General features: G+C 70.8%; 17 protein-coding genes and 1 pseudogene. 1 reads left to right on the forward strand and 17 read right to left on the reverse strand.

Annotated elements, in window-relative coordinates; all coding sequences use genetic code 11:
* Nucleotides 1-383 (forward strand): annotated as a pseudogene (locus ACFVX9_RS30290) (hypothetical protein); the annotation flags it as partial.
* Here ACFVX9_RS30290 and ACFVX9_RS30295 read toward each other — a convergent pair.
* The 17 genes from ACFVX9_RS30295 to ACFVX9_RS30375 form a co-directional block, all read right to left on the reverse strand.
* Nucleotides 380-1117, reverse strand: a complete 738-nt coding sequence (locus ACFVX9_RS30295; RefSeq protein WP_387984547.1) for a hypothetical protein — start codon at nt 1115-1117, stop codon at nt 380-382. The pseudogene ACFVX9_RS30290 and the gene ACFVX9_RS30295 overlap by 4 nt on opposite strands.
* Nucleotides 1118-2209: a hypothetical protein gene (locus ACFVX9_RS30300; RefSeq protein ID WP_387984549.1), complete on the reverse strand. Its 1092-nt coding sequence runs from the start codon at nt 2207-2209 to the stop codon at nt 1118-1120.
* Nucleotides 2206-3390, reverse strand: coding sequence for a hypothetical protein (locus tag ACFVX9_RS30305; RefSeq protein ID WP_387984551.1), 1185 nt, complete (start codon nt 3388-3390; stop codon nt 2206-2208). The genes ACFVX9_RS30300 and ACFVX9_RS30305 overlap by 4 nt, the downstream gene beginning before the upstream one ends.
* 16 nt (nt 3391-3406) lie before the next feature.
* Entirely contained in the window at nt 3407-4336 is a 930-nt protein-coding gene (locus ACFVX9_RS30310; RefSeq protein WP_387984552.1) for a phage distal tail protein, read from the reverse strand.
* 4 nt (nt 4337-4340) lie between these two features.
* A complete protein-coding gene (locus ACFVX9_RS30315) occupies nt 4341-7961 on the reverse strand; it encodes a hypothetical protein (protein ID WP_387984553.1) in 3621 nt (1206 codons plus the stop codon).
* A gap of 201 nt (nt 7962-8162) precedes the next feature.
* Complete coding sequence (locus ACFVX9_RS30320; protein ID WP_387984554.1) at nt 8163-8696, reverse strand: hypothetical protein; 534 nt, start codon at nt 8694-8696, stop codon at nt 8163-8165.
* Nucleotides 8693-9145, reverse strand: a complete 453-nt coding sequence (locus ACFVX9_RS30325; RefSeq protein WP_387984556.1) for a phage tail tube protein — start codon at nt 9143-9145, stop codon at nt 8693-8695. Before ACFVX9_RS30325 ends, ACFVX9_RS30320 begins: the two co-directional genes overlap by 4 nt.
* 12 nt (nt 9146-9157) lie before the next feature.
* Complete coding sequence (locus ACFVX9_RS30330) at nt 9158-9577, reverse strand: minor capsid protein (protein WP_387984558.1); 420 nt, start codon at nt 9575-9577, stop codon at nt 9158-9160.
* Nucleotides 9570-9929: a hypothetical protein gene (locus ACFVX9_RS30335; RefSeq protein WP_387984559.1), complete on the reverse strand. Its 360-nt coding sequence runs from the start codon at nt 9927-9929 to the stop codon at nt 9570-9572. Before ACFVX9_RS30335 ends, ACFVX9_RS30330 begins: the two co-directional genes overlap by 8 nt.
* A gap of 9 nt (nt 9930-9938) precedes the next feature.
* Complete coding sequence (locus ACFVX9_RS30340) at nt 9939-10259, reverse strand: hypothetical protein (protein ID WP_387984560.1); 321 nt, start codon at nt 10257-10259, stop codon at nt 9939-9941.
* Nucleotides 10256-10678, reverse strand: a complete 423-nt coding sequence (locus ACFVX9_RS30345) for a hypothetical protein (protein WP_387984562.1) — start codon at nt 10676-10678, stop codon at nt 10256-10258. The genes ACFVX9_RS30340 and ACFVX9_RS30345 overlap by 4 nt, the downstream gene beginning before the upstream one ends.
* Entirely contained in the window at nt 10675-11031 is a 357-nt protein-coding gene (locus ACFVX9_RS30350; RefSeq protein ID WP_387984564.1) for a hypothetical protein, read from the reverse strand. The genes ACFVX9_RS30345 and ACFVX9_RS30350 overlap by 4 nt, the downstream gene beginning before the upstream one ends.
* Nucleotides 11032-11044: 13 nt before the next feature.
* Nucleotides 11045-11641, reverse strand: coding sequence for a hypothetical protein (locus ACFVX9_RS30355; protein ID WP_387984565.1), 597 nt, complete (start codon nt 11639-11641; stop codon nt 11045-11047).
* On the reverse strand, nt 11638-11994 hold the full coding sequence (locus ACFVX9_RS30360; protein WP_387984567.1) for a hypothetical protein: 357 nt from the start codon (nt 11992-11994) through the stop codon (nt 11638-11640). The genes ACFVX9_RS30355 and ACFVX9_RS30360 overlap by 4 nt, the downstream gene beginning before the upstream one ends.
* Nucleotides 11994-13064: a major capsid protein gene (locus ACFVX9_RS30365; RefSeq protein ID WP_387984568.1), complete on the reverse strand. Its 1071-nt coding sequence runs from the start codon at nt 13062-13064 to the stop codon at nt 11994-11996. The genes ACFVX9_RS30360 and ACFVX9_RS30365 overlap by 1 nt, the downstream gene beginning before the upstream one ends.
* 14 nt (nt 13065-13078) lie before the next feature.
* A complete protein-coding gene (locus ACFVX9_RS30370) occupies nt 13079-13843 on the reverse strand; it encodes a hypothetical protein (RefSeq protein ID WP_387984570.1) in 765 nt (254 codons plus the stop codon).
* A 51-nt stretch (nt 13844-13894) separates the two neighbouring features.
* Entirely contained in the window at nt 13895-15013 is a 1119-nt protein-coding gene (locus ACFVX9_RS30375) for a phage minor capsid protein (protein WP_387984571.1), read from the reverse strand.
* Nucleotides 15014-15020: the final 7 nt, after the last annotated feature.

Genomic DNA, 15020 nt, shown 5'->3' on the forward strand with positions numbered 1-15020 from the left:
GCCCAACCGCGGCCGCGGTTGGGCTGGCGCTGTCCGAACTGGACTCCAGCACGGAGACGACGGCGCCCACCGGCCTGCAGACACCATCAACCGTGACCCAGAGCCCGCGCGCCGCGCAGAGCCCTTCGGCGCCGACGCCGAAGCCCAGCAAGACGAAGGAGTCCTCGACCGTGCAGCAGCCGCAGCAGAATCAGCAGGTCGCCCCGCCGCCGCAGGCCGCCACCACGGCACCCGAGCCGCCCGCACCTGCCAACACACCGGCCACAGAGCCGACCCCGAGCACCACACCCGGCCGCGGCACCGTCGACAACGGGCCGTACCCGACCCGGATCGCGCCCTCAAACGAGCCCACGCCGGGCGACCCGTACCCGGCGCACCCCTAACTGCCGACCCCGAAGGTGCTGAGCCCGCGGACGCCCACGTTGCCGGACCCGGCAGTCACCCGGGCCTGCAACTCCAGGTACTGAACGCCGAGATGCGCCCCCGAGACGGGTCCGGTCATGTAGCTGACCACGTACGACCCAGCGCCGAGGTTGGCACGGGCGACCTCAAGGCCGGCCCCGTCGATGATCCGGATGTCTCCGGCTGTTGATCCGTCGGAGCAGCGGGCCAGGTAGTGGGCCTGTACCTGCGGATGCTGCTTGCGCCAGGGCAGGCTCATGCACGTGGACCAGCCCGACGAGGTAGTCGTCCACTGGGGGACCTCGGTGGCGCCGAGCCAGGCGTCGGCGCCAAAGACCGGGGCGGCGAGACCGCCGGCACGGACGTCCTCGGCGTAAATGGTTTGCCCGCGGGCGTCTTTGATGATGACGGCCTGCGGGTCGGACTGGCTGAGGGTGGCCCGGGCCAGGTAGATCGCCTGGGTGCCGTCCTGCCGGGTGATCTGGACACCGCGTTGCTCGGCACCGTTGGGCTGGTCTGGGCTGATCTTGCCGACGTAGAACAGCGGCGAACCGTTGGTGTCGTTGACCTTGAACGTGCCTCCCTGCCCGACGACCACGTCGCCGGCCTGAATCTGGTTCATGGCCGGGCGTTGCCCAATACGTCCGTACAGGTCCCGCACTTGCTGTTCCATGTCGCGGATCCGGTCGAGGATGTCGTAAGGGACCTGCGGCATTCAGATCACCTCCAGGTACAAGTCGGCCTGCTCGGGTCGGCCCCGTTCCTCGGGGGTGAGCCGCCAGCCGACGACCCTGTACCTGGAGGTGATCCCGGTGGGGTTGTACAGGTCCACGATCCGCAGGCGTACGGTGCTGCCGATCGCAGGCAGGCCCTCGTCGCTGGTGCGGATGGTGACCTGCGGAATCACGACCGGCCGCACCTGGCGGGCCAGATCGGCAGCGGCGTGCTGCTGCAGCGTGGCCGGATCGGTGACGGAGGAGTAGTCCGAGCTGCCGTCGAGGCGCGGCCAGCCGGCCGCGTAGTCGGCCGGGGTGGTGAGCGGCGTGGACAGGAGCGGGTAACTCGCCGCGGCGAGATTGGAGTTCGGGGTGGCGCCGCGTGCGATCCAGGCGTTCGCCTGCACGCTCGCGTCACGGCTTTTCTTGTAAGAGATGATCTGTCCGGGCATGCTCAGCACGGTGTCCGAGCTACCCACGAGGATCCGCGGGTAGCCGAGCTGGAGGACCCGGTGCCGGGCGCCGCTTGCGTCGCGGTAGCAGTTGATCCGCCACTCGAACCCGTTCGCCGTCGCGGCGAGCTCGTCGATCCGCTTGCCGACGTTGGCAAGGTCCCACACGACGTACGTACGGTCCCGCAGGACCCCGGACAGCGGAGTCGGCGGTACCTCGATGCCGATGTGCCCGCCCGGCTTGGCCTGCGCGTAGGTGATCAGATCCCGGGCGATGTCGAGCTGGTCCTCACCGGTGGCGATCAGGGTGTCAACGATCTCTCGGTGGTCCCGGAAATAACTCTCCGCAGTGGCGCCCTGAACCTGGGCGGACGCGGACCCGCGGTCGACGCTGATCTGTACGTCTGTCCACTGGATTCCGGACCACACGACCGTCTGGTCGCGGACCAGCCACAACGCGGTGCGGCCCGAGATCAGTGCGTCCTGTACGCGTCGGGCCATGTACTGGTCCGGCACCGGGATGGTGCCGGAGAGAGTGCCGGTTTTGCCGATGTAGTCGTCGCAGGTCACGCCGGTGATGGGGAGGCGGTCCATCAGCCTGTCCGAACGCAGGTCGCACACCAGCAGTTGGTAGGTCACGAGGCTGCCTCGTACGTCAGGCTCCAGAGCATTCGGTGACCGGCGGCGATGGTGAGCGGATCGCCTGGTCCGACGTTGGCGCCAGAGGCCGAAGTGGCGGGGGTCTTGACGACGAACGCACAGCCCTGCGTGTCGGCCGGATTTGCGCTCGCCTCACCGATGTAGTTGTTACCGGCGGCGACCAGGTTCATGGATCCGACCCTGGTGAAGTCGTTGGCCTGCGGCGTCGGTAGGGACATGAACCACAGGCCGCTGCCGGTGCCGGTGGAGGAGCCGATCAGCAGCTGCCCGGCCCAGTGGATGGTGCGGCCGATCCGGCACCACTTCGAGGTGAGCGTGCCGTTGCCGAGGCTGGGCTGGGCACCGGCGCCCAGGCACGTCCAGGTTGGAACGAACGACGTCCAACCCCCGGTGTTGAGGTTGGTGGCGCCGAGGAACGCGCCGCCGACTGCGAGGTCGTCGTCAGTCTTCAGCTGGTTCGCCGCGTTGCGATAGAGGTTGACGTCCGTGCCGATCACGACCTGGCCCGCCGGGCCCAGGTAGACCCTGCTCTCCCACGCGGTACCGGTATAACGCTCCAGGCCGGTGGCTGTGCCACCGTCCCGGTACTGACCGGCGTAGGCACCCATGGTGCCGCCGTCGGGGGTGATGCCGCCGAGCGAGGCCGTGTAGACCCGGCGGTCGGTCAGCAGGCCGGCACCCACCCAGTTCGGCGGGGCTCCGGCGGAGGCGCCGGCCGGGACGCGGACGTCCCACAGCCGGAGGTAGGCGGTGCCGGTGGCCGGTGCAGTCGGAGCCGTCGGTGTCGAGGACGGGGTGCCCTGGGTGTAGGCGATAGCGGCGGCGGTCAGCCCGGAGGTGTCGTACAGCTGGTCGTACGCGACGATCCAGAGGGTGTCGATCCGGTCCAGGGAGGCGTGCCCGGGGGCGATGGTGACGGTCTCGGCGGCGGACACGACCACTGGGTAGGCGCCCTGGGTGGCGGTGCCCTGGACGACGGCCCGTCCGGTGGCGATGGTGGCCGTCATCGCGGACATGGTGAGCGCCAGCGGGGTGCCGCCGGGCAGAACTCCGGAGCGGGTCTGGGTGGCGTCGAGCGGCACCATCGTGCCGACCGGGGAGAGCCTGGTGTCCTGGCGGGACTGGCCTGGGTTGAGGTGCCAGGCGGAGCGCACGGTCATGGGGTAGTCCTCCTGATCACCAGTAGGCGGAGCGCCAGCGCACGGTGGCGCTGGCGGCCGGGTTGACGAATCCGGGGGCGGCCCGGAACGAGAGCGTGGTCGACCCGGGCGGCAGGGTGAACGAGCCCTCGGGTGCGGCCCTGAGTGACGCGGTGCCGATGCGGGACTGGCCGGCCAGCAGGACCGTGCCGGCCCAGGTGTCGATCGTCAGGACGTCGCTGGCAGCGAGGCTGATCTGGTACTCAAGCACCAAGCCCGTGGACGGCATGGTGATCGCCGGGGAGTCGATCGGGCCCCGGATCTCGATCACCGGGTGCACGGGGGCGTCGCCCGCGTTGACGGCGAGGATGTCGCCCGTCGAGCCGGGCGAGCCCCAGTTGAGGCCCGTCTCCAAGGGGCTGCCCCAGGACAGGCCGGTCTCCGTCGGGCTGCCCCAGGACAGCCCGGACTCGGGCGCGGGCAGGGCGGTGCTGGCCGACTGCTGGGTGAGCTGGTAGCGGCGCGGGTCGGTCGCCTGCCACTGCAGTGCACCGCCGGCCGCCCACCCCAGCTGCCAGGCGGGGTCGACCGGCAGGCTCCGGCGCAGGAGCCGGGCGTTGAGGAGCATGGGCCCGCGGTCGTCGGTCTGGATGACCAGGGGCTGCTCGTCCTGCCCGATCGTGCAGGCCGAGTTGAGGGTGCGGACGGCGGCGCCGATCTGCCCGGCCGGCGCCCGCACCATCACCCCGTCGACGGTGACGGTGCGGGGCTGGGCCAGCAGGCGCCCAGGCCACGCGCCGTCCTGCTGCGAGCGGGTGACCGTGCCGGAGTCCAGGCCCGGGGTTTCCTCCCAGCCACTGATTGTGCGCCACCGGTACGGGGTGATCGTGCCGGTGGCCTGGCGGCGGCCGAGGAGGAGACCGCCCCACTGGATGAGGCCGGGCCCGGTAACCAGCTCACCAGCCACTGGATCACCCCCTGCCCTTGGCCATCCACGCCAGCTCCTCGGCGGTCGCCCGCGCGGAACCGGTCTCGGACTCGTAGTAGTTCTGGATCTGGAGTCCGCCGCCGAAGCCGCTGCCGCCGCCTCCCGCGAACCCGCCACCGGCCATGGCCAGTTGCGGGCTGCCGAAGCCGCCACCGAGGCCGCCGCTGAGCGGGCCGTGCGCGGCGGACATGAGGCTTGCCGCAGCCGCGCGAACCTGACCCTGGCCGCCGAGGATGCCCTGGGCGAGAGCCTGGCTGATGGACTGGCCGGAGTAGAGCGTCCAGCCGCTGCCGGAGAACGGGCCCTCCTTGGCGGGGCTGAACGGCAGCAGGTTTCGGGCCGAGCTCAGGATGTCCTTGATGCCGTCCTTGACCGCGCTGGCCTTCGACTTGATGCCGTCGACCAGGCTGGAGATGATCTTGGATCCGGCGGTCCAGAGCTGGGAACCGAAGTCTCCCAGGGCGCTCATGACCTGACCTGGCAACGACGTGAACAGCCCGACCACGGTGGACACCAGGCCGCTGAGCAACTGCTTCGCCGAGCCGATCGCCCCGGAGAAGTCGCCGGAGAGGAGTTGGCCGATCATCCGCAGAGCCGGCACGAGCACGGACGTGATGGCCTGGCCGAGCTCGCCAGCGAACACCCCCGCGAGCCTCACCGCCAAATTGATGACCGGGGTGAGAACCGGCATCAACGCTGTCAGCAGCTGCCCCACCAGCTGGGCGAGTTGAGTGAGCACCGGTGCCAGGGCCGTTGCGATCTGGAGGAACGACTGGGCCAACTGCCCAAGGGGCAGGCCCTGCAGCAGCTGGGTCAGCGGCGGCAGCAGAGCGCCTGTCAACGTCGTCAGCAACGCCACGAACGGGGTGATCAGGAGTGGCAACGCGGCGAGCACTGGCGACAGGACGGCGCCGATCACTGTGGCCAGAGCCCCGATGACCGGAGCCAACTGCTGGGCGATCGTGGTGATGCCGTCCAGCAGTGGCGTCAGTACCGGCAGCAGAGCGGCCACCAGCGTGCCGATCAGCCCGAGCACCGGCGCCAACGCGACCGCGAGCGCCGACACCGCCTGTGCCGCGGACTGCAGTACCGGGCCCAGCGCACCGATGACCTGCGACAGCGCGGGGCCGAACGCGGTGATCAGCGCCTGTACACCCGGAGCGAGCGCACTCAAGACCGGGCCGAGAGCCTGGAGAGCCTGCCCCAGTAGCGGCGCCACCGTGGAGGCGAGCAGGCTCATCGTCCGGAACAGGGCCGTGAGGCCCTGCTGTACGGCAGGCGTTGCGAACGCCGCCGCGATGGCGGAGGTCAACTTCTCCAGCGTGCCGAGGAAGCCTGCGCCGGTCTGCTGGGCGGCGCCGAACACCTCGCCGACGATTTTGCCGACGTTGCCGAGTATCCGGCCGAACTGGCCGACCAGGTCGACGGCCTGTTCGATCGCCGCCCGCATGGTGCCGTCGGAGAACGCGGCATTCATGCGCTCGGACAGTCGGGCAATCCCGCCGCCAGCCGCAGCGTTGATCCGCTCGAACGCGGGGCCCGCGGCGGCGCCGACCTGGATCAGTCCCTGTACGATCGTGGCCGGCAGGCGCGACATGGAGCCGAGGCCGGCGTTTGCCGAGGCCAATGCCTGGCCGAGCGTGCCGTTCTCGGACAGGTGCCCGGCGGTGGCCAGGGTTTCCTTGGCCATCGTGCTCAGATGGCCCGCGCTGGCCGTCAGCGCGGTATGTAGTACCGGAAGGGTCGTTACAGCAGTAAGGCGAAACGTTTCTGCAAGACCCTCAAAAAGAGCCTGCTGAACATCGAACTTGAGGCTCTCCAATGCGGGCCGGAGCCGAATGATCTCCTCAACGAACGCGCGAGCGTTCGGCGAGAGTTTGGCCAGCGCCTGGGCCAGCGGATCGACACCACCGCCACCGGCTGACTGGCCTGCCTGCTGCAGGGCCTCCAAGGCCTTCTCGACGGATTCGGCGCCCTGCTTGGCCGTACGCGCCTGCTGTTCCTGTGCGTCGGCGAGGGACCGGGTGCGGTCCTCAATCTCCCGATCGGCCTGGCCGACGCGCTTCTGTGCGGCGATCTGCGCGTCGGCCAGTGCCTGACGGCGGTCGCCCAGATCCCGCTCGGCGGCCTCGACGCGCTTCTGTGCGTTGACCTGGACGTCGGCGAGGGCCTGGGCCTGGTCGGCGGCCGTACGTTGAGCGGCAGTGAGACGGTCCTGCGCGGCGCCGACCTTGGCGGACCCGTCGACCCCGTCGCGGTTCGCCTCGGCGGCCTTGGCCTGCAGCCGCTGGTAGGAAAGCTCCTGCTCCTTGAGGTGCTGCTGGGCCTCGTCGAATGCCAGCTGGGCCTGAGCCCGACTGTAGGCGTCGGCGATCGGGTTCGCCATGACCCGGTCGAGGTCACTCTTGGCCTGCTGCAGCCGCAGGATCGCCGACCTCTGGCCGAGCGATGCGTCCTCGACCTGGTTGGACAGGTCTTGCAGGTCGCGGGCGGCCTCGGCGCGCGCGTCGTTCAGGTCCTGCTGGGCCTGGAGGCTGACCTTCTGGACGTCGGCGAGCGACCGCTCGGCGCCCGCGACCTGCCGGGCGCCCTGCACCTGGGCGTCCGATGCGGCCTGGACCGCGTCCTGTACGGAACGCTGAGCGGACTGTACCTGGCGGGCGGCCTGCTCCTGCGCATCAGCCGCGGCCTGGACGGCATCGCCGACCGAGCGTTGGGCGTCAACCACCCGCTGGGCGGACTGCTTGTTGGCGTAGGCCGCGTTCTCGCTGGCGTCCTGAACCGCGCGCTGGGCGGAGGCGACCTGGCGGGCGGAGTTGCTGGCCGCGCCGGCAGCGGCAGGGGCGTCGGCGAACGCGGCCTTGATCGCGGACCCGACCCCCGACGAGCCGATCTTGATGGCGGCACCCGCCGAGGCCACCATCAGCAGGCCGGTCGCCGCGACTCCAGCGGCCGGGGCCATCGCCGCGAGTGCGGCAGACAGGCCCGCCACCAGTGGGATTGCGGAGCCCACGGCACCGGCGACCATGCCGATCCGGCCGGCGACCGCGCCGATCGGGCCGGCGGCGTCGCCGATGCCGGACAGGATCCGGCCGAGCCGGTTGCCGTCGTCGCCGCCGCGGCCGAGTTCGTGGGAGACCCGGCGTCCGGACTCCTCGACCCGCTCGGCGGCGTGTTCGGCGCCGCCGCCGACGTGCTCGGCGAGGGCCTCGCCGATGGTCTGCGACTCGCTAACGAACCGGCCGCGGAGGTCACGGATGCGGCCGTCGGCGGATCGGGTGAACCCGTGCACGGCCAACTCGGCGTCGCTGAGCGAGCCGACGAGACGCTGGGCGCCTTCCTGGGCACCCTCGCCAAGGCTGGTCGCGACAGCCTGCCCGGCTTCCTCGGCGTGCTCGGCCACGGCCCGGGTGCCGGCCTCGACGCCGTCGGCGATGGACTGGCCGAGCAGCAGTGACTCGGAGGCGAACCGCCCGCGCAGGTCGCGCAATCTGCCGTCGCTGGAGCGCTGAAGGCCGGCCATCGCCAGCTCTGCCCGAGCGAGGCCCCGCTCGCCGCCGGAGGCGTCGATGTCGAAGGTGGCGACGAGTTCGCCAACCTGCATGGCGCCACCCCCGACCGCTATTCAGTTATGAGGCGGGGTCACCGCCGGTGGTGGTGCTGTCTGCCTCGGGGCCGAGGTAAGTACCGAACACGCTGGCAATGTCGGCAGGGGTGTCGGCGCGGCGGGGCATCTGTGCGTACGCCTCACGCCAACGGGACTCCGGGCTAAGCCCGGAGAGGTAGACGAGGAACTCGCGGTCGCTCAGCGCCGCGAGCGCTTGCGGCGTGAGCCCGTACTCCCGCCGGAAGTCCGCTTCGAGGAGGGCCCAGTTTTGGAGGACGCCGCGCCAGAGGTCGCCGACGCGGTCGGCGCTTTTCCCTCGGCCCGCTCGGTCTGCTGCTTGTCATAGGCCTCGGCGGCCTGCCGCAGGCTGATGACGCCGGGGGCCTTGATGTTGGCGATCGACCAGGCCAGGACGATGCCGAGCTGCCGGTCGTCGATGCCTGAGTCGAGCCAGTGCTGCAGGGCGCTGGCCCCGAACAGCGGCGCCAGGACACGGGCGAACGCGTCCATCGACTCGTCCTCGGCGTGTCGGGCAAGCAGCATGTTGAACGTCAGCGGGACTCGGGCGGGCAGCTCGTAGTCGACGCCGTACAGGCGGATCGTCGCGGAGCGGACCTGTTCGACCTCGGCCGCGAAGAACGCGTCCGCGTCCGCGAACACCTCGTCCAGAGACTCGCGTGCGTCGTTGAGCAGGTCGTGCAGGTCGTCCGAGTCGGTGGTGTGCTCGGTCACGGCGCCGCCATGTAGGTCTCGGCACCGGTGCGGGTCAGCTCCATGCCCCATTTGCCCAGGGCGTTGGTGTCGCCACCGAGCTCGGCCGACTTGGCGGTGCAGTTCCACACCCGCCACTGGGTCTCGCTCTGGTGCCTGAACCGGATCTGCCCGATCGAGGCATCGACGAGACCCTGGGCGAGGGCGTCGAGGGCGGCCTGCCCGGGATCGGCGAGGCCGGTGACCTTGTCGATTCGGCGCAAGCCCTCCAACTTGAGGCTGCCGCCGCGCTGCAGCACGATCTCCTCGTACTGGCCCTGGCTGTCGAAATCGGTCGACTCGGTGTGGCTGTCGTGGTCGCCCGGGTTGTGGCTGAACGACTTGAGGCCGGCGATGCTGTTCCAGGTCGGGGTGGCGCCGACCGCGACCTGGAACAGGTAGTTCCTCGCGGCGATCTTGCTTGTGGCCATTCGGCCACCTCCTTACCCGCGGTTTGCGGTCGGGTTGACGATGTTCAAGCGGAAGTTCACGACGTGCTCGTGGCGGCCGTTGCCGTCGGTGCCGAGCGGGGTGGGCGTCTGGAGAGCCACGGCGAGGATCAGCCAGGTGCCGTCTGGCAGGGCGATACCGGCGAGGCCGTGGAGGGCGCTGTAGATGGCCAGTGCCCGCCGGCGGGACAGCCGGGGGTCCGGACCGCCGCGTACCCGCACCTGGAGGCCGACCTCGTCGTCGCCGCTCAGCGGGTCCGGCTCGCCGAGGCCGTACGCGCCGAGCGCCACGGCGCCGTCCGGAACGGGCGCCAGCGTGTCGATGAAGCAGTCGCCGCCGGTGCCGTCCGGGTCGTACGTGACCAGGCCCTGAGCCTGGAGATAGCGGGCGATGCCGTCGAGGAGGTCAGGCACGGTGGTCGGCCCTGCGGATCGCGGCGGCGATCAGCGCCAACACCGTCAGCTTCGACGCGTGGAACGGCGTCTCCAGGTACTTGGCGGTGCGGCCCGGGGCGTGCTTGTAGTCGAGTTCCTCGTGCTGGCGGACCGCGTACGGGGTGTCGTAGGAGACGGCACCCCGCAGCGCGGCCCGGTCGACGTGGGCCGCGCCGGAGCGTTCCAGGGTGCCCTCCTCCAGCGGCACTACCTGGCGGGACTCGGCCAGCACGAGCTCCATGCCGGCCTCCAGCCCGTCGGCGGCCTCGGCCCGGGCCCGCCTCAGATACTCGCTGCCCCGCCACTCGAACCGGCCGGCGTTGACCGCCATCGCTGCCTCCTAGGTGAGTTGGACCTCGACATGGTCGGGGGTCGGAAGGCCGCCGCCGTCCCGCGCGAGGGCCGCGATGACGGTGGTCTGTCGGCCGGATGGCAGCGTGACCCGGCTGCCTGCCGGGCACGTGGTGCCGGGCAGGCAGTACGCGGTGCTGGTGGACGTGACCTCGCGGCCGTCGGCGGCCCGTACGAGCCGGGTCTGGTCGTCGAGCAGGCAGCGGACGCCGGGCTGCGGCGGTCCGTACTTGGGTCCGTAGGCGGAGTCGCCGAGGTAGGGCAAGATCGTGATGCGGTGCCGCAGCAGCCAACCGGGGATACGGCTCACTGGAGCGTCACCGATCCGATCCGGAACCGCTCGGGAGTCAGGTCGGGCGCGGTGAGTACGTCCCAGACCTGCGGGGCGAGTTGCCGTGATGGCGAGTCCGCGCCGGAGACGGCTGTCACCGACCGTTGCAGGTGCACGGTCCCGATGTGTGCGGTGCCCCAGCCGACTCCCACGACGCCGAGCGGATCCCCGAGTTCGGTCCACCACTGCACCTGAGCACAGACGGCGTCGCGGAAGGCAGCGGCCACCAGGGCGTCGGTCGGCAGGCCGGTGGCTGGATCGGCGACGTACCAGCACAGGCGGAACAGCTGGGCATCGAGCATCTGCGAGGCCCGGACGATCAGCCTCGCGGTGTCCGTGTCCGGCGCCTGCCCGGTGTAGGCCTGGTAGTCCGCCGTGGTGGCGTACACCCGGCTCATGCTGGCTGGACCTCCAGCACCGCCAACTTCACGCTCGCGGCCGCGGAGAAGTCCACGTAGACCTTGCCGTCGGCCTGGTTGTACGTGGTCGCCGGGAACGGTCCGATCAGGGTGTCGCCGGTGGTCGCCGGGATCGTGATCTGCTTGCCGCCGTTGGCGGGCGCAACGCCGTCCAGGGTCGCCGGGATGTTCACCGTGACGGTGACCGCCGAAGCGCTGGTGTTCGTCACGCGCAGGATCCGGCGGCCGTTGTTCGCGAACTGCTGGCCGCCGGAGGCGTTGGCATTGTCAAAGGTCGGGTTCAGGCCGGCGGTGGTGACGGCCTGGACGGCGGTGATGTCGAGACGGGGCACGGTCCCGCTCCTCTCAGGTGACGATGACGAGCGGCACGGTGGCCGCCGCGGTCGGCGAGGTGATCGTGGCCGGCGCGGTCGCGACGAGCGCGCTGCCGCTGGTCTGGGCGAGGTTGCGCTCTCCCGCGGCAATGCCAGCCGAGGCGGTGGTGGAGATGCCGATCAGGGTCGGAGCGGTGGCGGCCTTGACCATGAGTGCGGCCCAGTACCAGCCGTCCGCCGTGATGGCCACCGGAGCAGCGAGAGTGAAGGTCTTGTTGGTGGTGGCGGCCCACGCTGCTGCCCCGGCGTCCGGGCTCTGCGCGAGCAGGACGGGGGTCGCGGCCGAGCTGTACAGGGCGGCCCACTGGTTCGTCGGGGTCGCCGCTGCCGTCGCGCCGGAGCGGAAGGTCAGCGCCGACACGACGTCGCCCTTGCGCAGGTAGATCGGCACGCTGGTCATGACCTGCGTGGTCAGCGCGCCGGTGTCCGCACCGGCCAGCAGCCGGGGCATGTTCGAGCGGTAGAACGCTCCGCCTTCCCCGGCGCCCGCCAGCGACTGGCGCGCCTGGTCGGAGGCGAGCGCCAGCTCATCCCGGACGACGCCGAGGAATCGGCCCTGAACGGTCACGACTGGTCTCCCTTACTGGTGATGGTCGTCCGGGCCTTGCCCGCGGCCTCGGCGGCGAGGACGCGGGCCTGCTCGTCGGCGTCGGCGTCGGCAAGGTGAGCGAGCACCTCTTCGACGGATCGCGTGTTGGGGTCGAAGAGGTCCTCGGTGCTTTCGGGCGAAGACCCGGGCTCCGGCTCGGCGGGCGTCTCCTCGACGGCGACCATGCTGTAGTTGGCGCGCTGGAAGTACTGCAGCGCGGCCCGCTGGATGTTGTCAGCTGTCGGGTCTACGGTTGCGGCGCCGTCGCGGAAGTGGACGCCGACGATGGCTCCTTGGAAGTCCGGCCGCGGCGCGGACACGAGGTACTTCATCAGCTCACCTTCACGTTCCGGAACACGCCGCAGGTGCGGGTGTTGCGCAGGACCATGGCGAGCGGGCCCATCTCGACCTCGCCGCTCTTGACGGCGCCCGGGATGGAGTAGTCCGGGAGCCAGGTCTGGATGAGGGGCTTGCCGGTGACGCTGGCGCCGTGCATCGCGTCCAGGCCGAACGACACGGCGTAGAGGTCGGTGAGGCCAGTGATGTTGCCGCCCGGGCCGCCACCGTCGGGGTCGCGCGGCTGGACCGGGATGATCGGCGCGGAGCCGTCGACCCGGTCGCCCATGTCGACGAGGACCCACTGCCCGTACATGTCGATCTGCCGGCCCAGGTCGTCCTTGACGGACGTGAACTGGCTGGCGCGGCGGGCGAGGGAGCGCAGGCGCGCGATGGACTTGGTGTTGCCGAGGATGGCCTTGGTGCCGGGCGGCAGGGAGCCGGTGGCGCTGGAGCCGCCGTCGCCGGAGCCGACCTGGGAGGCGAGGATCCGCGAGAGCCAGTCGTCCAGCGAATCGAAGGCCGCCATGGCCTTGTCCTCGGTGGTGATCGCGGCGGCGGACCAGTCGGTGTAGCCAGTCGTGTTGCCCTCGTTGATCGGCAGATACTCGGTGTTCGTGCCGGTCAGGGACTTGTCGAGGCCGTCGAATCCGGCGGCGTCCACGGCGGTGTCGCCGAGGACGAGCTGCTGGTGGAACAGCGTCTTGACCGAGGTGAGCTTCTGGCTCATCTGGAACATGATCTCGTTGGTGGCCGCGTTGCCGAGGGTGGCGAGGGTTCGGTCCACGGTGAACGAGCCGCCGAGGGGGTGCAGCTGGACCTGGAACTGCTGCCTCGCTGCCTGGCTAGCGGGGTACTCCTCGTTGAAGTTGCGGAAGCTGGCCGTGGCGGCGGCGAGGAGCCGGGTGTAGCCGTAGGTGAGGGAGCCGCCGCCGGTACCGGGCGTAACGGTGTCGTCCCACACCATGTTGTCGAGCACCCACGAGTTGCGGCGCAGGGTGTCGATGACGGTCCAGTCGATGTCCGGCAGCGTGTTGAGCTGTGCCTGGGCGAGAGTGACGGGCACGAGGTGCCTCCTTGTCAGGTGTCGTAGTGGCCGCGGATCGCGGCGCCGAGAGTGGTGGGGCGGGTCTTGGTGGCCTCGCCGGTCCCGCCGGTGAGGTCGGCGCCGCTGCGGCCCGCCTGGGGCACGGAGCGGAGGTTCTGGTTCGCGTCGACGGCGGCCTTGATGGCGGCGTCGAGCTGGGTGGTGAAGTCGGCGGCCGCCGGGTCCAGGGCGGTCAGCGTCTTCGCGAAGCTGCGGGAGTCGAGCAGTAGCTCGGGCTTGGCCTGCTGCCTGACGGCCGCGGCGTGAACGGCGAGCTCGACCTGGCGGGTGCGGAGCTCCTGTTCCAGCTGGCCGATGCGGCCGGTCTGCGTCTCGATCTTCTTGGTGAGCTCGGCAGGATCCGGCGGGGTGTCGTCCTGGACGAGGCCGAGCGCGCGTGCGAGCTTCTGGGTGAGGTCGGTGGTGGCCTGCTCAGCCGCCGTCTGCTTGGCGACCCGCGCCTTCGCGGCCTCGTTGCGGACGGCGGCGAGGTCGCGCTCCAACCGGGCGATGGTGGCCGCGCTGTCGTCATCAGCCTTGGCCGAAGGGCCGGGCTTCGGTGTCTCGGGTGCGGCCGACGGCTGGCCGCTGTCGGCCTGCTGAACGGTGCCGCTGTCACCGGTGGCCGTGGAGCCAGCTCCTTCTCCCTCGCCGTTGCCACCCGCGATCACACGAATAGGGCGGCCGTCGCGTCGGTAGCCGAGGATGGCGCCGGCCGGGTGCGAGGCGAGCGGGTGGCGGAAAGAGGTGTGCGTCATCGTGCCCTCCCGGGGCGCGTAGAGGAGCCCGCTCCCGGCGGGCCTGAGGGTTCAGCGAGCGAAGCCGATCTGCTCGCGCGCGCTCTTGCGCGGCAGCTGCTTCTCGGCGGTCAGCTCACGGATCCGCCTCTGGTACTCGCGGACCTTCTGGCCGGCCAGGCGCGTGGCCTGGTCGTCGATGGCCACCGCCTGTCGGCGCTTCCACATCCGCACTTGGCGTTCGAGGTAGCGCTGGTGCTGGGTGTCCTCGTAGGTGGCACCGCCCGGGTGGGGCGGCGAGGTGGCCGGGGTGGTGACACCTGGCAGGTAGAGGCTGATGCTGTGACGGCAGTTGGGATGCATGAGCCCGGCCGCGCGGGCCTCCTCCAGGGAGCCGGCGATGTCGACCCGGACCGGGTGGCCGTCGCGGGTGGCGTGCGGCATGGTGGCCGTCCGGTCGCCAGGGTTGCCGCTCAACGACAGGATCGCGCCCTCCCACGGGCGGCACAGTGGGCACTCCAGCGGGGCATCAGAGACGATAACGAGCCGCTGGCCCATGGCCTCCAGTCGGTCTGTGTGGCCCTGTACAGCGGCCCGCCCGGTGACGGACCGGGTGGCCATCTCGGCATAGCTGGCCATGTCCCACGCTCGGCCGGACCGGTCCACGAAGCCGGTGATGCCGCGGTCGGCGAACTGGTCGAGCGCCCGCTGGGCAACCTGCTGGCGGGTCTGCGTACCGAGCAGGACACTGCCCGAGACGCGGGCGACGATCCGACGGTAGGCGTCCGGGACGACGCGCAGGATCCGCTGATAGACGGGTCCCTGTTCGACGACGGCTGCGTTGGCGAGACGGTCCACGGCGCGGGCATTGGGCAGGTCCCGGAGGGCTGCCGCGCGCAGGCCCTCCGGGAGCATGAGGTCGGCGACCGCCGCTTGGTCGCCGCGCTGGTAGGCCTGCTGGACGGCGTGGCGGATGGCACCGTCGGCATCCCGTCGCAGGGCTGATGTCGTCTCGGCAACGGCCGTACGAAGGTTGCCAATGGCGCGGAGCTTGCGCTCTGCCCAGTTCGGCAGGCCAATGCCGTCGGCCAGGGCCCGGGCGAGGCGTTCCAGCAAGCCGGCCTCGGCGTCCTGGTAGAGCGCTCCGACCTCGCGTGCGAAGTCCTCGCCATCGGCTGGGGAGACCGGCACACGGGCC

It is taken from the genome of Kitasatospora sp. NPDC058243, from assembly GCF_042882025.1.
GTDB lineage: Bacteria > Actinomycetota > Actinomycetes > Streptomycetales > Streptomycetaceae > Kitasatospora.